The sequence below is a fragment of the Formosa sp. Hel3_A1_48 genome, assembly GCF_001735715.1.
In the GTDB taxonomy this organism is placed as follows: Bacteria; Bacteroidota; Bacteroidia; order Flavobacteriales; family Flavobacteriaceae; genus UBA3537.
Genome location: NZ_CP017259.1, coordinates 1,319,455 through 1,341,153, shown reverse-complemented (window position 1 = coordinate 1,341,153; position 21,699 = coordinate 1,319,455). Strand labels below are relative to the sequence as shown.

The following is a 21,699-nucleotide window of genomic DNA, read 5'->3' as shown; positions in this document are numbered from 1 at the left end:
GGCTTGCAAACTTAAGCTATTAGCGTTAATCTGCATAAAATTTTGTATTTTTGCATCGTTTTTGTTGATAATAATAAAGCTGTTGATTTTATGAAAGATAAGAGAATATTGTACGTGTCATCCGAAGTAATTCCCTATTTACCACAAACAGAGATTTCTTCCATGTCCTTTGAAGCACCCAAAATGGTTAATAAACAAGGCGGGCAAATACGAATATTCATGCCACGTTATGGCAACATCAACGAACGACGCCACCAACTTCACGAAGTAATTCGCTTGTCTGGGATAAACCTAGTGGTCAATGACTTAGATATGCCTTTGATCATCAAAGTAGCCTCAATACCAAAAGAAAGAATCCAAGTTTATTTTATAGATAACGAAGACTACTTCAAAAGGAAAGCTACGCTTACAGACGAAGATGGAAAGCTTTTTGAAGACAACGACGAACGTGCAATTTTCTTTGCCAAAGGAGTTATAGAAACAGTAAAAAAACTCAATTGGGCGCCAGATGTTATTCATGTTCACGGATGGATGGCATCATTATTGCCGTTGTACTTGAAAGAATATTATAAAGATGAGCCCTTATTCAACGGTAGTAAAGTAGTTACCTCTGTATATGGGCAAAGTTTTGATGAATCATTAAACCCTGAGCTGATTAATAAAGTTAAGTTTGACGAAATTGAAGCTGGTCATCTTGAAAATTTAGCTACGCCAAATTATGTTAATCTCATGAAAACTGCAATAGACTTTTCCGATGGTCTAATAAAGGGCTCCAAAGAATTGCCAGAAGAATTAGAAGACTACATTTCTAGTTCCGACAAGCCCGTTTTGGAGTATCAATATCCTGAAGAGTTTGCAGAAGCGTACACTGAGTTTTATACAAATGAAATTTTAAGTTAGGCCCACATAATCTCTTATGAAACAAATGAAACGTAATTTCTCAAAATTATTTATCCTTGGTTTGGTTTTTTCTCTTTTCTACGCTTGTGAAAAAGAATTTTCTGAAATCGGCTCTGGAATTGTTGGAACCCCAAATATTGAAATAAAACTGCAAACATACCCCGTAAAAACCTATAACAAACGCATTACCCCGTTTCAGTCCAATACCTTGTCAAAAAACCTATTAGGCTATCATGTCGATCCTATTTTTGGACGCAGTACAGCACATATTTTAGCACAGGTAACCCCAAAATCTTATATAGTCAACTTCGGGGATGAGCCCGTTTTGGATTCTGTTGTTTTGACGATACCCTATACCAGTCGTAGAATTGATGATACCACTTACACCATAGATTCACTTTACGGTGATGATGCTGTGCGCTTATCGGTTTATAAAAATGATTTTTTCATACGCGATTTTGATCCTGCTAGTGATTTAGATCAAAATCAAAGCTACTATTCAGACGGCAGCCTCTCGCCTTCTGAGCAACTCAATCCGGCTGCGCTAGAAGCTCAATTGCTGTATGAGTCCAATTATTTTCTTCCCAGCAATGAAGAAATTAAGCTCACAGCGTTGAACAGCGAGGGCGAAAGCGAAACGACTGCAACCTTGGCACCAAGCCTTAGGGTCAAACTTGAGCACAGTAGCTTACCTGAAAATTTCTGGGAAGATTTAATTTTCGCAAAAGAAGAGGGCGATGAGCTAAGTTCTGCCAACAACTTCTATGATTATTTTAGAGGACTTTATTTTAAAGTTGAGCCATTGAACGCTGATAAAGGCCACTTGATTCAATTGGACTTTTCTTCTTCAGGCGCAGACGTAAAACTTCATTACACCTACCAAAGTACCTCACCAACAACTGACGAAACAACAGAGCGACAAGGAACTTATGAAATGAGTTTCAGTGGTGCACGTATTAACCTTTTTGAAAACGACTTTAATACCGATATTGAACAAGAGATTGCGAACGCTAATACCCAAGACGGCGATGAACTTTTGTACTTAAAAGGCGGGCAAGGCTCAATGGCTGTAATTGAACTGTTCTCAGAAGACCAAGCAGGTAATAATTTCGATGATTTTATCACTGACTTTAGAGACACAGTTGAAGATGAAACTGTTATCAAGCGGCTCATTAATGAAGCCTACATCGAATTTTATGTGGATGAATCCTCAACGGCCAGCCAAACCGAGTTTCCAAACCGAGTTTTTGTCTACGACTTGAATAACAATATCCCCCTTATTGACTACTTCTTGGACTCATCTGTAAATCCAGCTACATCTGATTCAAAATTCTCTCATCTAGTACCCCTTGGTACTGAAACAGACGATGATGGAAATGAATACAAAAAATACAAAGTTCGCCTAACAGGCCACTTAGATAATATTGTTGCAAAAGACTCTACTAACGTGAAAATAGGGCTCTTAATCAGCTCGAATGTAGGGGCAGCTGATATGAAAAAACTTCAACAATATGATGAAGACGTAGAAGCCATCCCGATGGGGACAATACTTTCCCCGAGAAGCGTAATCCTTCAAGGAAGCAACTCAAATGATGAGTTGAAAAAAGTGAAATTACGAGTCTATTATACGGAACCAAACAACTAAACCAATGTATTTGGAGCGTTAGGTTACATCGTATGCGGCGTTTCTTAAACGATTATCTTAAATCCAGAATAACTGATTTATAGTTAAAAAAAAGCCTCTAAAGCAGGTTTATAAATTTGTTTTAAATTATGCTTTTTATTTTTTTAAGGGCTATTTATTGGTAAATTATTAATTTTTATAAATAATTTTAATATCTTTATTAATTAAATAACAAGCAAACCAAAAAAATTATAACTAATGAAAACATTTTTAAAGATTTTTACATTACTCTTTGGTGTATTTTCCTTTGCACAAACAACTGTAACAGGAACCATCAATGACGAAAGTGGATTACCGCTTCCTGGAGCAAACATTATTGTCGTCGGCACATCATCTGGAGCGATTTCAGATTTTGACGGTAAATTCTCGCTAACCGTTAATCAAGAACCGCCTTTTACAGTTCAAATAAGTAGTGTAGGGTTTACTTCTGCAAACGAAGAAATCACTTCAAATAACCAAAACATTACAGTTGTGCTACTCGAGGGCAGCTTCCTCGACGAAGTTGTGGTTACGGCTTCAAGAGTTCCTCAAAGAATTTTTGAATCTCCAATCACAGTTGAAAAATACAGCTTAAAGCAGATTCAGCGCACACCTTCTGCAGATTTCTTTGAAGGGTTGCAAAACGTTAAGGGCGTTCAAATGAACCAAACAGGTTTAGTTTTTAGTCAGGTAAACACTAGAGGTTTTGGAACCGCTTACAACGAAGGTTTCGTGACATTAGTTGATGGGATGAATACACAAGCACCTGTTTTTGGATTTGCTGTAGGTAACCTCATTGGAATAAACGAACTTGATGTCCTAAGTGTAGAATTGCTTCCAGGGTCAGCTTCCGCTCTTTATGGTATGGATGCTTATAAAGGAATTATGTCAATTCAAAGTAAAAATCCTTTTGAACACGAAGGTATTAGTGGTTATTACCGCTCAGGAACTACCCAACAAAAAGTTGGTGGGAATAACGCCTTTACAGACTTCGGAATTCGCTTGGCAAAAAAATTATCTGACAAATGGGCTGTTAAATTATCCTTTTCGGCCAAAGAGGGTACAGAATGGGCCGCTGGAGACAGAAGACACAAAAGAGAATGCTCTAATTGTGGTGACGGCAGTATCGTAGAAAATTACGATCCAAGATCACCTGATTTCGACGCAGTAAATGAATACGGGCAAAGACTGATTGACTCCCCTACAATATGGCAAGCTGTAGCAGGTTTTACCCAACAATTAGACCCAACTGGAGCTACTGCTCAAGCAGTTCTAAATGCAGGAGCAGCAGCACCTAATTATTGGGATGATATTCGCTCAACAGGTTACATGGAACAAGATTTATTTGGAAATGAAGCGAGAAACATAAAAGGTAACGCTGGAATTTATTTCCGCCCGAATGATGACACTGAAATCTCTTTCTCTTCACTTATTGGAACAGGGGAAGCACCACTGCCTGCTGGTAATGCACGCTACAACATCAAGGATTTTGTAGTACAATTACATAAATTAGAACTTAAATCAGGTGGGTTAACCGCACTAGCTTTTTACACAAAAGAAGATGCAGGTAAAACAACACAAAGCACCGCTTTAGGAACTTCAGTTGCCAACGCAATGCCAGGAGGGATCCAAAATGGTTGGGGCGCAGCTTATTTAGGAAACTACCTAGGCGTCTTAGCGGGTGGAGCAGCTAATATTCCTGCATTTTTAGGGCAAATATTAGGTGATGTAGGTACTGGTGGACAGGATATTAATGATCTTGTTGGTCCTGAAAATAGCCTTAATGCACACTTCATATCTAGATATGGAAATCCTGCCTTAGGAATAACTGGAGCAAATGAATTAATGCTGCAACCTGGAACAGATGCATTTAATACAGCAATATCAAATTCTACAAATCAAGCTTTATTGACTTTTAACGATAATGGTGATTTAGGCGCACTTATTAAAGACATCTCAACAGTATCCACATTTGAAGCCAATTATGACTTTGAGGACAAAATAAGTTTTGCCAATGTAATTGTAGGCGGTTTATACAGGAATTTTACATTAGATACTGATGGAACCCTGTACACTGATTATGATGACCCGATTGAATACGACGAATTTGGAGTTTACGCTCAAGTACAAAAAGATTTATTCAATGAAAATGTTTCCATGACCGCATCGATGCGTTACGACAAACAAAGTGTGATGGAAGACGCTAATGTAACGCCTAGACTAGGGTTGTTGTTTAAATTATCTGAACAATCAAACATTAGAGTTTCTGGACAAGTTGGGTACAGAAACCCAACCAATCAAGATAAATTTATTGGCCTATACAATGGTGAAGAGGTGTTACTTGGGTCTACTAAAGAAAATATTGACAGATTTAATACTAATTTAGGTGGTTTTGATTGGACAGGAAGTCAAGTTTTTGAAACTGCTTTGAACAAAAGTGCTTTTGATACAGATGGAAGCATAGTTTCAGAAGAATTAAGTTATGTTGAAGCAGAAAAAGTAACTTCTTACGATCTTGGTTACCGCTACAACTCAAGAAATTTTACTCTTGATATGAATGCTTATTACAGCCAATATGAAAATTTTATAGGAACTAATAGTGTTTATGTGCCTGCGGCAATTGGACAGCCTGCAGCAGTAGCTATGGGTCTAGGTGCGTACGCTCAATTTGGAGTTGATGCTAACTTAGACGTTCCATTTGATACTTACGGATTCAGCTTAGAGGCCATTCAACGCTTAAACGCCTCTACTTCAATGAATTTCATTTACGAGTATAATGAGTTAGATTACGAAGCCAAAGCAAATTCTGATTTTGAATTATCTTGGAATACGCCTAAGCACCGAATAAAATTGGGGCTTACTTCTAATGTTAGTGAAAACCTTACAATCTCTGCAAATGCACGATACAATTCTGAATATTATTATGAATCTTCATTTATTGACGCGACGATTAGAGAAAACACGGTCGTAGATGCGAAGGTTACATTTGGGATAAATGCATTAAGCAACGTTAAGTTTGAAATCGGAGGAAACAATATCGCTGGACGCGAATATGTCAGTATCCCTGGTTCAGGAAATATTGGTTCTCTATACTATGGAGGTGCCAAAATCCAATTCTAAAATTAGATTATAAAATTTAAAAAAACCCGGAGTTTTGCTCTGGGTTTTTTAATTATATTATCTATCTTTGCAGCGCAAAAACCAGTGGTTTTTAAACAAAATTTTAGCTAAAAATAAAACTCAAAGAAGTAATGTCAAAAGTTACAGGTAAAGTTTCTCAAATTGTTGGCCCAGTTATCGATGTAGAATTTGGTTCTGGAACAGACCTTCCAAAAATATATGATTCTCTAGAAATCAATCGTCCAGATGGCTCAACACTCGTCTTAGAAGTGCAATCACATATTGGCGAAAATTCAGTCCGTACAATTGCCATGGACTCATCCGATGGATTAAGCCGTGGTACAGAAGTAAATGCCACTGGAGCACCTATTCAAGTGCCTATTGGCGATGATGTATACGGGCGTTTATTCAATGTCATTGGTGATGCTATTGATGGCCTAGGTAACTTGCCAAAAGCTGGAAAAGACGGACTTCCAATACACAGAGAAGCACCAAAATTTGAAGACCTTTCTACTTCAACTGAAGTTCTTTTTACAGGAATAAAAGTTATTGACCTCATTGAGCCTTACGCCAAAGGAGGAAAAATTGGACTATTTGGTGGTGCAGGTGTAGGGAAAACCGTATTGATTCAAGAGCTAATTAACAACATTGCCAAAGGACACGGAGGACTATCAGTATTTGCCGGAGTTGGAGAGCGTACGCGTGAGGGAAATGATTTGCTTCGCGAAATGTTAGAATCAGGTATTATAAAGTACGGTGATGACTTTATGCATTCTATGGAAGACGGTGGATGGGACTTGAAAAAAGTTGACAAAGCTGCCATGAAGGAATCCAAAGCAACTTTTGTTTTTGGTCAAATGAACGAACCCCCTGGAGCACGTGCACGTGTTGCGCTATCGGGACTTACTATTGCCGAATATTTCCGTGACGGTGCAGGCGATGGTCAAGGAAAAGATGTTTTGTTCTTTGTTGACAATATTTTCCGATTTACGCAAGCAGGTTCTGAGGTGTCAGCCCTACTAGGGCGTATGCCTTCAGCGGTAGGATATCAGCCAACACTAGCTACAGAAATGGGTGCAATGCAAGAGCGCATTACCTCAACGAAAAAAGGCTCTATTACTTCAGTACAAGCAGTATATGTTCCTGCGGATGACCTTACAGATCCAGCGCCAGCAACTACATTCGCGCACTTGGATGCAACAACAGTATTGTCTCGAAAAATTGCCGAGCTCGGTATCTATCCTGCGGTAGATCCTCTAGATTCAACCTCTAGAATTTTGACGGCAGACATTCTTGGCGGTGAGCACTACGATTGTGCGCAACGTGTAAAAGAGTTGTTACAACGCTATAAAGAATTACAAGATATTATTGCCATCTTAGGAATGGAAGAACTTTCGGAAGAAGATAAGTTGGCCGTAGGGCGTGCTCGTCGTGTACAACGTTTCCTATCTCAACCATTCCATGTTGCTGAGCAATTTACAGGAATTCCAGGTGTACTTGTAGACATTAAAGAAACCATCAAAGGATTTACTATGATTATGGATGGTGAATTGGACCACTTGCCAGAAGCAGCTTTCAACCTTAAAGGGACTATTGAAGAAGCGATTGAAGCAGGTGAAAAAATGTTGGCTGAGGCTTAATACTGAAACATATGTATTTAGAAATTGTATCTCCTGAAACAACGCTTTTTAAAGGCGAGGTCGATAGTGTCTCTGTCCCTGGTGCCAATGGAGAGTTTGAAATGCTAAATAATCACGCGCCAATTGTTTCAATTTTAAAAGAAGGTTTTGTAAAGATTCGTGGATCGATTAATCTGGATGAAAACAATGCCTCAAAATTTGAACAAAAAGAAAAAGGGTATTGGCTTGCAATAAGCTCTGGAACAATAGAAATGAACGCCAACAAAATTATTGTCTTAGCAGATTAATAACAAAATTTTGAAAAAACATAAACCCTAGAACATCTGTTTTTGGGTTTTTTTATGCTCAGAAATTAGCCTTAAAACTTTGCTTTTCGCTTTTCTAAAAATGCCGACGTCCCTTCTGAAAAATCATCTGTCCCAAAACACTTAGCAAACTCAGAAATTTCGACATCGTACCCTTGTACACCCTCTTGGTAATTGGCATTTACGGCTCTTATTGCTGCGGCTATTGCCAAAGGGCTATTTCGCTTGATTTTTTCAGCCAATGACAGGCAATATGAAAGTAATTCATCTTGAGGTATTACCGCATTTACAAGACCCCAACGCTCTGCTTTCAAGGCATCAATCATCTGTGCTGTGGTGATCATTTCTAAAGCTCTTCCCTTCCCAATTAATTGTGCCAAGCGCTGTGTTCCTCCATAACCAGGGATTACCCCCAAACTCACTTCTGGAAGCCCCATGCGTGCATTAGCACTAGCGACTCTAAAATGCGCTGCCATAGCCAACTCCAAGCCCCCGCCAAGAGCAAAACCATTTACAGCTGCAATGACAGGTGTGGATAGTTGATCAATAAAATCAAATAATATATTCTGCCCCTCACGAGCCAATTGCGCTGCTTGTTGGACGCTAAAATCGGAAAATTCACTAATATCAGCACCTGCTACAAATGCTTTCTCGCCACTTCCAGTGATGATAATAACGCGGATATCTTTAGATGCGTTCAAGCTTTTTACAGCATCGTGCAATTCTTGAATAGTTTCCTTGTTCAAAGCATTTAATTTTTTCGGTCGGTTGATTGTAATAACACCAACACCTTGATCAATATGTAAGAGAAGATTATTGAACTGCATGATTTATTGTTTTTTTGGAAAAGAAACTACAAAAACAGTCCCTTTATTTAAAGTTGTATTAAACGTAATTTCCCCATTGTAGGCTTCAACTATGTTTTTTACCATTGGCAAACCTAGTCCCATTCCGCTAGTTTTAGTTGTAAATTTTGGTTCAAATATTTTCTGCCCTATTCCATTTTCTATTCCGCTTCCGTTGTCTTTTACTTTAATAAAGATATGATGGGCTTCTTCAGAGAGTTCGACTTTTATAGCAGCTGTTCGGTCTTCTGGAATCGCTTGAATAGCATTTTTGACCAAATTAGTTACAATTCTGTTAAGCTGATCTCTGTCAAAATCTGCTTGAATCAATTGTGCGGTACTCGAAAAATCGATTGATGAATCAGGGAAAATATCTAAAGCGTGTTCAACCACTTTAACAACATTTAGGTGCTCTATCTTTTGTGTGGGCATTTTAGCGAAACTAGAAAAGGCTTCGGCAATTTTACTCATAGTATCAATTTGCTGGATAAGCGTCTTGCTGTATTCGTCTACTTTTTTTAGAATGTCTTTGTCATCTGGATTGAATTTTCGTTGAAAACTTTGTACACTCAAGCGCATTGGGGTTAAGGGATTTTTTACCTCATGAGCGACTTGCTTTGCCATCTCTCTCCATGCTTGTTCGCGTTCAGTTGAAGCTAATTTTTGTGCACTTTCCTCCAAAGCATCAATCATGTTATTATAGGATTCTACAAGCGACATCACTTCGGAAGTAGCCCCGTCTAGTGCAATTTTTTTATTGCGCTTTTCAAAACGGGTTTGGTACATTTTATCACTTATAGCCTTTAGCGACTTTGTAATTAGTTTGGACATAAAATATGCAAATGCTATGGCAATTAGCATCATAATGATATACGCATATCCGAGCCGAATTAAAAATTCTTTTAACTCTCCAGAATTCAAAGAATCATCGTCAAAGTAGGGTACATTTAAAATTCCTAGGGGCTTTGATGAAGGGGCGTTAAGAATCAAATAAGAAGAACGGTAATTACCATCCAACAGTTTGTTTTTTTCTACAAAACGCTTTGATGAAATCAGTGCTAAAGTATCCATAATATAACTGGGAAGCTGGTCTGGAACTGGATCATTTTCCAGCCAAGGTTTAGAAGATTTGATCAGCTTTCCTTTTAGATCATAAAGATTGAAAGCAACATTGTGAATATTGGCAATTTCATAAATCTTATCTTTAAAAATGAGCTCTAAATTGTCTGTTTTTATCTCCCAGCTCGACTCCTTCAAAACATAATTTATGCTTGACATGAGTTGCACCTCTTTACGCTCCAATCTTTTGCGGTGGTAATCCTGGGATTGCTCATTGTATTGGTAAACAGTAACTGCAGCAATCAAAATGGAAGCCAAAACCACCAAAAGGATCATGTAAAAGAAAATTCTTGAACTTAAAGACAGACTGCGTTTTGCCATACTGAGCTCTTTTTTATAAATATATGAAAAATGAAGGATTTGCAACCCTAGCTACCTCTTGTCTTTTTATAAAGACGGATTCCTAAGATTAAAACAAGAGCAAGGCCCAAAAGGCCTAAAAGGCCGTAAAGCATATCTAATGTGTTTTTGAGGATTACTAAAAATACTATAGCAAATAATATAAGGGTCGCACCTTCGTTCCAAATACGCATAAAATTTGATGAGTAATTGATCTTATCGCTTTGTAATGATTTGAAAATCATGTGGGTTTTGATGTGGTATGCAAAGAGCAACACCACAAAGGCAAGCTTTGCGTGCATCCAGGACTGTTCCATCCAGTATGGAGCCAAATGTAACAACCATAATGCAAAAAAAGTAGCTAATATTGCTGAAGGCCATGTAATGATATACCACAACCTGCTCGACATTAGCTTTAGTTGTGTGCAGAGAATTTCGCTTTCCACTAAGGGTTTTTGACTGGCTTCTATATGGTAAATAAACAAGCGTGGAATGTAAAAAAGCCCTGCAAACCAAGTGATCACAAAAATCAAATGCAGCGCTTTAATGTAGTTGTAATATTCCATTAGGATTCTTTTAAATTTTGTTTCATTTCTTTCCTCAAAAAATAAGCAGTTACTAAAGTAGATAAGACGTCAGAGGCAGGGAATGCCATCCAAACGCCGAGCTCTCCATACCATAAAGGTAAGATAAAAATTAAAGGTATAAAGAAAAATGCTTGCCTGGAAAGGGTAAGTAATAAGGCTGGTGTAGCTTTTCCTACAGCCTGAAAATAAGCTGCGCCAATAAGCTGTACCGCGATAATTGGTGTGGCTGCAAAAACCCAACGCATAGCGCTTGGCGTTTTTTGCAACACCAACGGATCTGTGGTAAACATCTTCGTAATGAGTTCTGGAGCCCCAATTAAAGCCACAAAAACTAAGGTTGCTAGAATCATAGAATAACGTATGGCAATACTAATGGATTGACGCACACGGACATAGTTTTTAGCGCCATAATTAAATCCTGCTATGGGGATAAAGCCTTGTGTGATACCAAATATGGGGAATAAAGCAAACATGAGCATTCTAGAAACAATGGCATAGGCTGTGACTGAAGTTTCTCCACCAAAATCGAATAAAATATTATTCATTAATAGATAAGTTACACTTACTACAGCTTGACGAGATAAGGTCACCAGGCCCAAGCTACTTATTTCTGAGACTATTGGTTTTTTGAGGCCAAAATGATGCCAATCAATTTTCATTTCTGAGTATTTGGAGAAGAAAAACCATAAAATAAAAAGAAAACAAAATGCATAAGATCCTGTAGTAGCCCATGCAGCGCCAAGCATGCCTAAATCCAAAACCTTAATCAAAATAACATCTAAAACTAGGTTGGTAACAGAAGGTATCATCATGGCATACATAGCAAATTTTGGCTTACCTTCAGCGCGAATCACCGTATTGCCCATCATAGAAAGTGCTAATAGTGGCACTCCATAAAGCACAATTCTGTAGTATGTTTTAGCCGGAGTAAAAATAGTGCCTTTGCCGCCAAAAATAGGGATGATTTCATCTATAAAACAAAGCCCAAAAACAACAAGAGTTAGGGTAAGCAAAAGCGTGAGTGAAATTTGATTGCCGAAAGTAGTTAGGGCTTTGGGTTTCGCTTTGGACCCTAAAGCTCTCGAAATAATTGAGGATCCACCTATACCAATAGACATCCCCAAGGCAGCTATAAAAAAAGAAACTGGCAAAACCACATTTATAGCGGCAATCGCTTGGGCACCTATCCAATGCCCAACAAAAATAGTATCGATTAAGATATTGAGAGACATCACCAAAATACCAATTGATGCAGGAACAGCTTGACGCACAAGTAATTTTCCTATAGGCTCTGCTCCAAAGTCTGACACTATTGGTTTAGACATCTAAGTAGTAGTTACAGCTTTAGTTGCCCATTCTTGGATCCATTGTGCCAATAAAGCAACCCATTGTGGATCATCGTTCAAACACGGTATAGTGTTGAATACTTTTCCTCCAGCTTCGTGGAAAATTTCTTCGCCTTCCATAGCAATTTCCTCCAAAGTTTCCAAGCAATCACTAACAAATGCAGGAGTAACTATAGCCATGTTTTTTGTTCCTTCTTTTCCTAAACGCTCTATCGTACGGTCGGTATAAGGGCGAAGCCATGGGTCAAACCCCAATCGTGACTGAAAGGACGTGGAGAACGTATCGGGTGACATTTTTAAATACTCGCCCACTAAACGGGTCACCTCAACACACTGGTGTTTATAGCAATATGCATGTGCCTCAGAAGCTGTACTGCAACACGATTTATCAATCTTACAGTGTGATTTTGTAACATCACTTTTGCGGATGTGGCGCTCTGGAATTCCGTGGTATGAAAACAACAAATGATCATATTCTTTTCCTTTCAAATATGCTTTTATTGACTCCGAAAGAACTTTAATATAGTCTGGATTGTTATAAAAAGGAGGTAAATTTTCCAAATTCATTTGGGGGAAGAATTCTTTTTGCAACTTTTCGGCTAAGACCAAAATTGTTTCTGTTGTTGCCATTGCAAATTGTGGGTATAATGGAATGATCAAGACGTCTGTGACTCCTTTGTCTGCCAAGGCTTGTAACCCTGATTTAATAGACATTCTACCATAGCGCATAGCCAAAGACAGTGGCAGTTCTATTTGTTGTTGAACCTTGTCTTTGAGACGTTCCGATAACACGATTAAAGGAGAGCCTTCGTCCCACCAAATTTTCTTGTAAGCCTTTGCTGAAGCCTTAGGCCTAGTGTTCAAGATAATCCCCTTGACCAAAAGTGTTCTCGCCCACTTTGGGACATCAATAACACGTTCGTCCATTAGGAATTCGCCTAAATATTTCTTAACATCTTTTGGATTTGGGCTATCCGGTGAGCCTAAATTGACTAATAAAACACCTTTCATTTTTTTGTATAATTAATTTAAGGATTGAATATATTTTTTTGGAGTGGTCCCGTATTGTTTTTTAAAAGCAGATATAAAATGGCTTGCTGTACTGTAACCAACCCTCAGGCCAACTTCATTAACATTATGCCCCCCAGATTCTAATAATTTACGAGCAAGTTCCATTTTGTAATCAAACAAAAAACCATAGACGGTAGTCCCGTAGATTTGCTTAAACCCTTCTTTTAGCTTTTTTAAACTAAGCTCTATTTCGTTGGCGAGATCGACAAGTGTTGGTGGTTCTGCCATACGCTGAATAATTATGTCTTTCGCTTTCTTTATTTTCAAAACATTAGACTCGTCTTCCAGAAAAGGACACTGCTCTATGTTTGCATCTTCTCCGCGGTTAAAGTAAAGGCTGAGTAATTCGTATACTTTAGCTTTACAGTACAGCTCACGCAGATTAGAATTCAAATTATAGTTAATGATTTGATTTAAAACGATTGCCATAGATGGCGAAATATATCCATCTTTATAATACTTCTTAAGCTTGTTGTCGTCTTTTAAAAAGGTGATGTAATTTGCCTCATGAGAAAACAAGCCATGAAACTTCTTGATAGAAATTAAAACAGAGACAACCCAAGTATTTGGCTGAGTAATCATATGAATTGGCAGATCGCGTTGAGGATTGTACAACAATAAAGAGTTTTCTTCAGGAATATCAAGCGTGTACGTATTGTTATTAAAACAAAATTGAGCAGAACCCTTTAAACAAAAATGAAATTGAATGTAGGAGTTATCTATGTCTTTTTCTAGTAACTTAAGCTTATCCGTTTCGTTTTGAAATGTCATCACCAAAAACCCAGACTCAATAGAAGTTTCTAAAAAAGTCCCTGTAGCGACACTTTTTGAGGATGGACTTAACGAATAAGAATTTTCTTTATTTAGATTCATTATAAATAAAAATTGCATTTTTAATCAATTTAAACCTGTTGTTTGAAATTGAATTGCAAAAATAAGGAATTATTACAGACAAAACCCTAAACGACAAATAAAGTTCCTCTAGCGTTATTTTTTGTTTAGCTTAGATGCTATTTTTGCCCACGAACGCACACATTACCCAAATAAATGGAGCAACTCGGAAGCACTAAAAAAACTTCTTTTTATGTTATCGGCATAAGCTACAAAAAAGCAGATGCTAAACTTCGCGGAGACTTTAGTTTAAGTCCTACAAAAAAAGCGCGTTTACTCAATCAAGCCAAGACATCAGGAATTCAAAGTATTGTAGCCACATCAACCTGTAATCGTACCGAAATCTATGCTTTTGTAAATGACCCTAATGAATTGGTACAGCTATTGTGCAATAATACCGTTGGGACGATCGAAGCATTAGAGCCAGTGGCATATACTTTAAAAGATAGCCTAGCCATTGAGCATATGTTTCGCGTGGGGGCGGGATTGGACAGCCAAATTCTTGGCGACTTCGAAATCATTAGCCAACTGAAATCGAGCGCAAGAGTATCAAAAAAATATGGTCTTTTAGATGCCTTTCTCGAGCGGCTCATAAATTCTGTAATTCAGGCCAGCAAACGCATTAAAACAGAAACAAAGCTTTCTTCGGGTGCAACTTCGGTATCTTTTGCTTCTGTACAATACATTCTAAAATCGGTAAAGGATGTAACCACCAAAAATATTCTTCTTTTTGGGACGGGGAAAATTGGAAGAAATACTTGTGAAAACCTCATCAAACACACCAAAAATGAACACATTACCTTGATCAATAGAACAAGGGATAGGGCAGAAAAAATCGCTGGAAAGTTCAAGGTTTTGGTGAAAGATTACAGTCAACTACCAGAGGAAATTAAAAACACTGACATCCTCATTGTGGCTACTGGAGCACAAAACCCTACCGTAGATAAGCAACTCATACAAAACAAAAAAGAGCTGCTTATTTTGGATTTGTCACTTCCTAAAAATGTAGATGAGAACGTGAAAGACTTGAAAAACGTAACCCTAACGCATTTGGATGAATTGTCAAACATAACCGATGAGACACTAAATAAAAGAAAAGAATTTATCCCTGTAGCCGAAGCCATAATTGAAGAGATTAAAAATGCGTTTTTAGCATGGCTAGAGTACCGTAAATTTGCACCAACGATCAAAGCGTTGAAAGAAAAACTCAATGTATTTGCAGAAGCAGAAATTGATGTGCAGCGCAAAAAACTAGAAGATTTCAATAAAACACAAGCCGATCTTATCAGCGCGCAGATTGTGCAAAAAATTACCAATCATTTTGCACATCACCTCAAACAAGAGGCTAGTTCTGGCAAAAAAAGCTTGGAATTGATTCAGGAAATCTTTCAACTAGACTCATAATTATGTCAAAAACTATTCGCATTGGAACTCGTGATAGCCAACTTGCGCTTTGGCAAGCAAAAACTGTTCAAGAACAACTCGAACACTTAGGGCACAAGACAAAACTAGTGCCTGTAAAGTCTACTGGAGATTTAATGCTAAACCAGCCCATTTATGAACTAGGAATTACTGGTGTTTTTACACGAACACTAGATATTGCACTCCTCAATGAAGAAATTGATATCGCCGTACATTCTTTAAAAGACGTTCCAACCCTACTCCCAAAAGGCATAGTTCAGGCAACTGTGCTTAAGCGTGGAAACGTTAGAGACACGCTTGTGTTCAAAAAAAACGAGGAGTTTTTGGCGCAAGAAAATGCAATTATTGCTACTGGCAGCCTTAGAAGAAAAGCACAATGGCTTAACAGGTACCCCACGCACACCCTTGTTGGGTTGAGAGGAAATGTCAACACAAGACTACAAAAGCTAGAAAACAATAGCGATTGGAACGGGGCTATTTTTGCTGCCGCAGGCCTTGGCCGAATTGGTCTGACGCCACAAAATGCCGTTAATCTAGAATGGATGGTTCCTGCGCCTGCACAAGGCGCTATCATGATTGCCTGTTTAGAATCGGATAAAGAAACTTTGGAAATCTGTTCGGCATTAAATCACGAAGAAACTGAAATTTGCACACATATGGAGCGTGCTTTCCTAAATAAATTAGAAGGCGGATGTAGCGCACCCATTGGCGCTTTGGCTTTCATAAAAGACGAAGAAGTTCATTTCCATGGTATCATACTGAGTGAAGACGGCACAAAAAAAGTTGAAGCAAAGCGCAGCGCTCCTTTGGGAAAACATCAAGGTATAGTGGATGAATGTGTCGCATTTATTGTAGAGCGAGGAGGGAAAAACTTGGTAAGTAAAACGGCCTTAAAACCACAAAAAACCAATATCTTTTCTTCAAAAATACTTAGCGAAGGGCAAAAAGATTTGTTTGCTGATGCTATTAAAGTTGAAAGTTCAGATTTCATAAAAACTACACCAAATAGAATTAAAAGATCAATACTTAAAGCCGTACATGAAAATGTCGTAATTACAAGCAAAAATGGAGTTGAAGCACTGCTAAATAATTGTGCCGTAGAGGACTTGAAGTTCAAGACAATCTATTGTGTAGGACGACGGACTAAAAAATTGATTGAGCAGAAAATTGGCCCTGTCAAACACAGCGCTAAAAACGCAAAAGTACTTGCAGAACATCTTGTGGAATTCATGAATGGCAGCGAAGTTTCTTATTTCTGTAGCGACATTAGAATGGACGATTTACCATCAATCTTAGCTAAAAATAATATTAAAGTTAACGAAATTGTGGTGTACAGCACAAAACTAGAAGCGCCAAAATTACCAGAGTCCGTTGAAGGAGTACTGTTGTATAGCCCATCAACTGTGCAGAGTTTCCTGAAAAATAACACTCCTAATTGTACCGCCTATTGCATAGGCGAAACAACAGCCAAAGAGGCAAAACAATACTTCAACGACGTTCGTATTGCAAAGATCCCAACAATAGAAAGTGTCATTGAAATGGTCAATGAACACTACATTGCTAAAGACAAAAAAAATGATTAAAAACGATTTATTTTTACGTGCACTAAAAGGGGAAACCGTCCAACGCCCTCCTGTATGGATGATGCGTCAAGCAGGACGCTATTTACCTGAATTTATGGCCATTAAAGAAAAATATGATTTTTTTACACGCTGTAGAACTCCCGAGCTTGCAAGTGAAATTACCGTTCAACCTATTCGTCGATTTGGAATGGACGCCGCAATTTTATTTTGCGACATACTTGTCATTCCTCAAGCGATGAACATTGAGGTCGAAATGAAGCCAAACTTTGGGCCCTATTTACCCCACCCTGTACGCACGCAAAAAGATGTTGATCATGTAATTGTTCCAGACGTAAAAGAAGAATTAGATTATGTGTATAAAGCTATTAAAGCCACAAAAGAACTGCTTAACGATGAAATTCCTTTAATAGGATTTGCAGGGTCTCCATGGACAATTTTGTGCTATTGTGTTCAAGGACAAGGCAGTAAAAATTTCGATAAAGCAAAAGCATTCTGTTTTTCAAATCCCATTGCAGCACATCAATTATTACAAAAAATTACAGATACCACTATTGCTTATTTAAAAGAAAAAGTAAAAGCTGGTGTGAATGCTGTACAAATTTTTGATTCTTGGGGCGGTATGCTTTCCCCTACGGATTATCAAGAGTTTTCTTGGCAGTACATTAACCAAATAATTGAAGCTCTTAAAGACGATGCCCCCGTAATTGCCTTTGGTAAAGGATGCTGGTTTGCCTTAGGGGAAATGGCAAAATCTAATGCGTCTGCCTTGGGTGTCGATTGGACTTGCTCGGCTAGAAACGCAAGATATTTAACGGGGGGGAACATCACACTTCAAGGTAATTTTGACCCTTCAAGATTGCTTTCTCCACCTTCCGAAATCAAAACAATGGTACATCAAATGATTGATGCTTTTGGTAAAGATAAATACATTGTGAATCTTGGTCATGGAATACTCCCTAACATTCCTGTCGATCATGCCAAAGCATTTATTGATGCGGTAAAATCCTATTCGAACTAACCCCAAAAGCAACAGCTGTGAAGAATCAATTTTACAACTATATTGAAGGGCTACAAGATCAAATCACTTCTAGTCTAGAAGCGATTGATGGCCTGGCAAAATTTGAAGAAGATCTATGGGTGCGCAAGGAAGGGGGCGGTGGCCGCACACGTATCATTCAGAATGGTGCTGTATTTGAAAAAGGAGGTGTCAATATTTCTAAAGTCCATGGCCCACTTCCTCCAGCAATGCAGGCCTATTTTAATGTTGGTGAAGTCGATTTTTTTGCTTGCGGTTTGAGTTTGGTTATTCATCCGAAAAGCCCCATGGTCCCCACAGTTCATGCCAATTGGCGTTATTTTGAAATGTATGATAAAGAGGGGGCTATTGTAGATCAGTGGTTTGGCGGTGGACAAGATTTAACCCCATATTATTTGTTTGAAGAAGATGCAAAGCATTTCCACAGCGTTTGTAAATCTGCATGCGACAAACACGACAAAAACTTTTACGAAGACTACAAAAAACGTTGCGACGAATATTTCTACAACAGCCACAGAAATGAGGGTCGTGGTATTGGTGGATTGTTTTTCGATTATTGTAAAGCCAACGACACCATGGATATGCAACAATGGTACGCTTTTGTAACAGAAGTTGGCGATAGTTTCTTGGAAGCTTATACACCAATTGTCGAGAAAAGAAAAACCCTAACGTATACAGAAGCCCAACGCGATTGGCAAGAAATCAGACGAGGGCGTTATGTGGAATTTAATTTGGTTCATGACAAAGGCACCTTGTTTGGACTAAAAACTAACGGTAGAATTGAAAGTATTTTAATGAGTCTGCCCGCACACGTGCAGTGGGTGTACGATCACCACCCTGAAAAAGGTAGCGAAGAAGAAAAATTAATTGAAGTCTTAAAAAACCCTATTGAATGGGCTGCTTCAGCTTAAAGCTTAAAACTATTAATTATGTATCCATTAAGAAGAAACAGACGTTTACGCGCCAACGCAACCATTCGAAGTTTAGTGCGTGAAAACAATATTACACCAAATGACTTTTTAGTCCCTCTTTTTGTGGTAGAAGGTAAAGGAATTAAAGACGAAATTCCATCGATGCCCAATTACTACCGCTTTAGTTTGGATACGCTACAAGCGGAGGTAAAACTTTTATGGTCTTTGGGGCTTAAAGCCGTTTTGTTGTTTGTCAAAGTTGAAGATAAGTTAAAAGACAACCGTGGAACAGAAGCCCTAAACCCCAATGGACTGATGCAACGCGCCATTAAAACCATCAAAAACACCTGTCCAGAAATGTTGGTCATGACAGACGTTGCCTTGGACCCCTATTCCATTTATGGCCATGATGGCATTCTAGAAAACGGAAAAATCGTTAACGACCCTACCGTTGATGTTTTGGCACAAATGAGTATATCTCATGCCGAAGCAGGCGCCAATTTTGTGGCGCCTAGCGACATGATGGATGGCCGCATTTTAAGCATTAGAGAGGCGCTGGAAGACGATGGATTTATAGACACGGGCATTATGAGTTATAGTGCCAAATATGCTTCCTCATTTTATGGCCCGTTTAGAGATGCACTGGATTCTGCACCAGCAGAACAAAACAATATTCCAAAAGACAAAAAAACCTATCAAATGGACTATGCCAACCGCTTTGAAGCCCTGCGCGAAACAGAGATGGATATTGATGAAGGTGCCGACATTGTGATGGTGAAGCCGGGCTTACCCTATTTAGATATCATTAGAGAGGTCAAAAATGAATTTGATGTGCCTGTTGCGGCCTATCAAGTGAGTGGCGAATATGCCATGATTAAAGCGGCAAGCGAAAAAGGATGGTTAGACCACGACCAAGCGGTACTAGAAACCACCATGGCGTTTAAACGCGCTGGGGCAGACCTTATTGCCAGTTATTTTGCCAAGGAGGTAGTGAAACTTCTTGGTTAGGAAAAAATCTGAAGCCTTTTTTTAATTATCTTTAGACCAAATTACAAACAGCATGAACACACTAAAGCGTACGCTAAAATGGGGCTTACTGACCGTTGTTGGTCTTATCGCCATCCTTTATATTACAGACACAGACTACCTGCTCAAGGCTGTTAGAACAATTTATGCCAAGGGCTATACCACTGCCTATCTAGAAGACTATAAAGAGTTTGATAATGTAAAAATTGAGAATGATGTGCCTCAACCATGGCCAAAGCACAAAGATTACAACAGCGTTACTGAAACAGAGCGCCTTCAAAAATACAATGAGGCTTATGGGGCCATCGCCTATGTGATTATAAAAAATGATAGCATTTGGTTTGAAAACTACTATGATGGGTTTGATGAAAACTCAAAAACCAACTCTTTTTCAATGGCCAAAAGCTATGTCTCTGGGCTTATGGGTAAGGCCATCGAAGAGGGGTATATAAAAAGTTTGGATCAGCCCGTAAGTGATTTTTTTCCTGAGTTTAGCGAGGGTCTAGCAGCCAAATTGACTGTGGGTGACCTGTCCTCTATGTCTTCAGGTACCAATTGGGTTGAAAAATATTACTCCCCTTTATCCATTACCACTAGAGCCTATTTTGATGATGATTTAAAAAAAATCATTCTTGGACTTAAAGTTATTAAAGAACCTGGTCAGGCCTATAAATATTCAAGTGGTGACACGCAATTATTGGCGATGGTCATTGAAAAAGCTACTGGTAAAAAGCTATATAACTACCTCACTGAAAGTTTTTGGAAACCCTTAGGCAGTGAAAATGAGACCCTATGGCAAGTAGACAGCAAAGAACACGACTTGGTAAAAGCCTACTGCTGCATTGCAAGCAATGCTAAAGATTTTGCCCGCTTTGGAAAACTCTATAAAGATCATGGTAAATGGAAGGGCGAACAGCTTTTGGATTCTGCATTCGTTGCAAAGTCAATTACCCCAAGGTTTGCTGAAAGTCCACAATACGGCTACGGATTTTGGATGCAAAAACGCGACGGTAAATCCTTTTTTATGATGCGTGGTCACCTTGGTCAATATGTTATAGTAGAGCCCGAAGACAATATCATTATTGTCCGATTGGGGCATCAAAAATCGCCTGATGCAGCAAACCAAATATTTTCTGACGACATCTCAATCTACATCGAAGAAGCTTATAAAATGTTAAATGATGATCTCCAAAATCAATCTTGAGCATGTTCTGTTTTTAGACATTGAAACCGTCCCTGAGTTTGAAGATTTCTCAGCCCTAACAGCTGAAAAAAAAGCACTTTGGAAACAAAAATCCAAATACCAGCGTAAAGACGAATATACTGCAGAGGAGTTTTACCCCCGCGCAGGAATATGGGCAGAATTTGGCAAAATTATCTGTATTTCTGTAGGTTATTTCGCGTCCGATTCGCCCTCAAGAGCATTTCGAATCACCTCTTTTTATGGCGAAGAAAAAGAAATTTTGAGTCAATTCAATTCACTAATTGAACGCCATTTTAAACACCCCAAATTTATTCTATGTGCCCACAATGGTAAGGAGTTCGACTTCCCATACATCGCGCGAAGGATGATCATAAACAAAATGAAGCTCCCTTCAAAACTCAACCTTTTTGGAAAAAAACCATGGGAAGTTCCTCACCTAGACACTCTTGATCTCTGGAAATTTGGCGACTACAAACATTACACCTCACTTAAGTTAATGACCAATGTCTTGGGAATTCCTAGCCCTAAAGATGATATAGATGGCAGTGAAGTGTATGGTGTTTTTTACAAAGAAAATAACATTGAACGGATCATTAACTACTGTGAAAAAGACACCTTGGCTGTAGCTCAAATACTATTGCGCCTTCGTGGAGAAATGCTACTAGACAAAGCTGAAATTGCTTATATTTAA

18 protein-coding genes are annotated in these 21,699 nt (G+C 38.6%); 12 read left to right on the top strand and 6 right to left on the bottom strand.

What is annotated here, in order from left to right; genetic code table 11:
- The first annotated feature begins 90 nt into the window (after window positions 1–90).
- The 5 genes from FORMA_RS06170 to FORMA_RS06150 all read left to right on the top strand — a co-directional run bounded on the left by FORMA_RS06170 (window position 91) and on the right by FORMA_RS06150 (window position 7,610).
- Window positions 91–900, top strand: a complete 810-nt coding sequence (locus tag FORMA_RS06170; protein ID WP_069674837.1) for a glycogen/starch synthase — start codon at window positions 91–93, stop codon at window positions 898–900.
- A gap of 25 nt (window positions 901–925) precedes the next feature.
- Window positions 926–2,545, top strand: coding sequence for a DUF4270 domain-containing protein (locus tag FORMA_RS06165; RefSeq protein ID WP_231924974.1), 1,620 nt, complete (start codon window positions 926–928; stop codon window positions 2,543–2,545).
- A 237-nt stretch (window positions 2,546–2,782) separates the two neighbouring features.
- Window positions 2,783–5,683 (top strand): TonB-dependent receptor, encoded by a 2,901-nt coding sequence (locus FORMA_RS06160; RefSeq protein WP_069674835.1) that lies wholly within the window; start codon window positions 2,783–2,785, stop codon window positions 5,681–5,683.
- Window positions 5,684–5,814: 131 nt separating this feature from the next.
- Window positions 5,815–7,323: a F0F1 ATP synthase subunit beta gene (atpD, locus tag FORMA_RS06155; RefSeq protein WP_069674834.1), complete on the top strand. Its 1,509-nt coding sequence runs from the start codon at window positions 5,815–5,817 to the stop codon at window positions 7,321–7,323.
- An 11-nt stretch (window positions 7,324–7,334) separates the two neighbouring features.
- On the top strand, window positions 7,335–7,610 hold the full coding sequence (locus FORMA_RS06150) for a FoF1 ATP synthase subunit delta/epsilon (protein ID WP_069674833.1): 276 nt from the start codon (window positions 7,335–7,337) through the stop codon (window positions 7,608–7,610).
- Window positions 7,611–7,681: 71 nt separating this feature from the next.
- Here FORMA_RS06150 and FORMA_RS06145 read toward each other — a convergent pair whose 3' ends face one another.
- The 6 genes from FORMA_RS06145 to FORMA_RS06120 are packed head-to-tail and all read right to left on the bottom strand — an operon-like array spanning window position 7,682 to window position 13,808.
- Entirely contained in the window at window positions 7,682–8,455 is a 774-nt protein-coding gene (locus FORMA_RS06145; RefSeq protein WP_069674832.1) for an enoyl-CoA hydratase/isomerase family protein, read from the bottom strand.
- A gap of 3 nt (window positions 8,456–8,458) precedes the next feature.
- On the bottom strand, window positions 8,459–9,913 hold the full coding sequence (locus FORMA_RS06140; RefSeq protein WP_069675466.1) for a sensor histidine kinase: 1,455 nt from the start codon (window positions 9,911–9,913) through the stop codon (window positions 8,459–8,461).
- Window positions 9,914–9,960: 47 nt separating this feature from the next.
- The gene (locus tag FORMA_RS06135; protein ID WP_069674831.1) at window positions 9,961–10,497 is read right to left on the bottom strand and encodes a CopD family protein; all 537 of its coding nucleotides are present in this window, start codon (window positions 10,495–10,497) and stop codon (window positions 9,961–9,963) included.
- On the bottom strand, window positions 10,497–11,843 hold the full coding sequence (locus FORMA_RS06130) for an MATE family efflux transporter (protein WP_069674830.1): 1,347 nt from the start codon (window positions 11,841–11,843) through the stop codon (window positions 10,497–10,499). Before FORMA_RS06130 ends, FORMA_RS06135 begins: the two co-directional genes overlap by 1 nt.
- A complete protein-coding gene (hemH, locus tag FORMA_RS06125; RefSeq protein WP_069674829.1) occupies window positions 11,844–12,875 on the bottom strand; it encodes a ferrochelatase in 1,032 nt (343 codons plus the stop codon).
- A 12-nt stretch (window positions 12,876–12,887) separates the two neighbouring features.
- Window positions 12,888–13,808: a helix-turn-helix transcriptional regulator gene (locus tag FORMA_RS06120; RefSeq protein WP_069674828.1), complete on the bottom strand. Its 921-nt coding sequence runs from the start codon at window positions 13,806–13,808 to the stop codon at window positions 12,888–12,890.
- A gap of 174 nt (window positions 13,809–13,982) precedes the next feature.
- Here FORMA_RS06120 and hemA point away from each other — a divergent pair, with 174 nt between their 5' ends.
- Genes hemA through FORMA_RS06085 form a run of 7 tightly spaced genes read left to right on the top strand, consistent with a single transcriptional unit; the run spans window position 13,983 to window position 21,699 of the window.
- On the top strand, window positions 13,983–15,230 hold the full coding sequence (hemA, locus tag FORMA_RS06115) for a glutamyl-tRNA reductase (RefSeq protein WP_069674827.1): 1,248 nt from the start codon (window positions 13,983–13,985) through the stop codon (window positions 15,228–15,230).
- A 2-nt stretch (window positions 15,231–15,232) separates the two neighbouring features.
- Window positions 15,233–16,831, top strand: a complete 1,599-nt coding sequence (hemC, locus tag FORMA_RS06110; protein ID WP_069674826.1) for a hydroxymethylbilane synthase — start codon at window positions 15,233–15,235, stop codon at window positions 16,829–16,831.
- Entirely contained in the window at window positions 16,824–17,849 is a 1,026-nt protein-coding gene (gene hemE, locus FORMA_RS06105) for a uroporphyrinogen decarboxylase (protein ID WP_069675465.1), read from the top strand. The genes hemC and hemE overlap by 8 nt, the downstream gene beginning before the upstream one ends.
- Window positions 17,850–17,866: 17 nt before the next feature.
- The gene (gene hemF / locus FORMA_RS06100; protein ID WP_069674825.1) at window positions 17,867–18,778 is read left to right on the top strand and encodes an oxygen-dependent coproporphyrinogen oxidase; all 912 of its coding nucleotides are present in this window, start codon (window positions 17,867–17,869) and stop codon (window positions 18,776–18,778) included.
- Between the two features lie 18 nt (window positions 18,779–18,796).
- Window positions 18,797–19,786, top strand: coding sequence for a porphobilinogen synthase (gene hemB / locus FORMA_RS06095; protein ID WP_069674824.1), 990 nt, complete (start codon window positions 18,797–18,799; stop codon window positions 19,784–19,786).
- Between the two features lie 52 nt (window positions 19,787–19,838).
- Window positions 19,839–21,008, top strand: a complete 1,170-nt coding sequence (locus FORMA_RS06090) for a serine hydrolase domain-containing protein (RefSeq protein ID WP_069674823.1) — start codon at window positions 19,839–19,841, stop codon at window positions 21,006–21,008.
- Window positions 20,986–21,699 (top strand): 3'-5' exonuclease, encoded by a 714-nt coding sequence (locus tag FORMA_RS06085; protein WP_069674822.1) that lies wholly within the window; start codon window positions 20,986–20,988, stop codon window positions 21,697–21,699. The genes FORMA_RS06090 and FORMA_RS06085 overlap by 23 nt, the downstream gene beginning before the upstream one ends.

Excerpts from the sequence above, each read along its gene's own strand:
- FORMA_RS06165 (WP_231924974.1), top strand. The coding sequence starts at position 926 with ATGAAACGTAATTTCTCAAAATTATTTATCCTTGGTTTGGTTTTTTCT.
- hemH (WP_069674829.1), bottom strand. The coding sequence starts at position 12,875 with ATGAAAGGTGTTTTATTAGTCAATTTAGGCTCACCGGATAGCCCAAAT.
- FORMA_RS06130 (WP_069674830.1), bottom strand. The coding sequence starts at position 11,843 with ATGTCTAAACCAATAGTGTCAGACTTTGGAGCAGAGCCTATAGGAAAA.
- FORMA_RS06140 (WP_069675466.1), bottom strand. The coding sequence starts at position 9,913 with ATGGCAAAACGCAGTCTGTCTTTAAGTTCAAGAATTTTCTTTTACATG.
- hemB (WP_069674824.1), top strand. The coding sequence starts at position 18,797 with ATGTATCCATTAAGAAGAAACAGACGTTTACGCGCCAACGCAACCATT.
- FORMA_RS06135 (WP_069674831.1), bottom strand. The coding sequence starts at position 10,497 with ATGGAATATTACAACTACATTAAAGCGCTGCATTTGATTTTTGTGATC.
- FORMA_RS06160 (WP_069674835.1), top strand. The coding sequence starts at position 2,783 with ATGAAAACATTTTTAAAGATTTTTACATTACTCTTTGGTGTATTTTCC.
- atpD (WP_069674834.1), top strand. The coding sequence starts at position 5,815 with ATGTCAAAAGTTACAGGTAAAGTTTCTCAAATTGTTGGCCCAGTTATC.
- FORMA_RS06120 (WP_069674828.1), bottom strand. The coding sequence starts at position 13,808 with ATGAATCTAAATAAAGAAAATTCTTATTCGTTAAGTCCATCCTCAAAA.
- FORMA_RS06150 (WP_069674833.1), top strand. The coding sequence starts at position 7,335 with ATGTATTTAGAAATTGTATCTCCTGAAACAACGCTTTTTAAAGGCGAG.
- FORMA_RS06145 (WP_069674832.1), bottom strand. The coding sequence starts at position 8,455 with ATGCAGTTCAATAATCTTCTCTTACATATTGATCAAGGTGTTGGTGTT.
- FORMA_RS06170 (WP_069674837.1), top strand. The coding sequence starts at position 91 with ATGAAAGATAAGAGAATATTGTACGTGTCATCCGAAGTAATTCCCTAT.
- hemA (WP_069674827.1), top strand. The coding sequence starts at position 13,983 with ATGGAGCAACTCGGAAGCACTAAAAAAACTTCTTTTTATGTTATCGGC.
- hemC (WP_069674826.1), top strand. The coding sequence starts at position 15,233 with ATGTCAAAAACTATTCGCATTGGAACTCGTGATAGCCAACTTGCGCTT.
- FORMA_RS06090 (WP_069674823.1), top strand. The coding sequence starts at position 19,839 with ATGAACACACTAAAGCGTACGCTAAAATGGGGCTTACTGACCGTTGTT.
- hemE (WP_069675465.1), top strand. The coding sequence starts at position 16,824 with ATGATTAAAAACGATTTATTTTTACGTGCACTAAAAGGGGAAACCGTC.
- FORMA_RS06085 (WP_069674822.1), top strand. The coding sequence starts at position 20,986 with ATGATCTCCAAAATCAATCTTGAGCATGTTCTGTTTTTAGACATTGAA.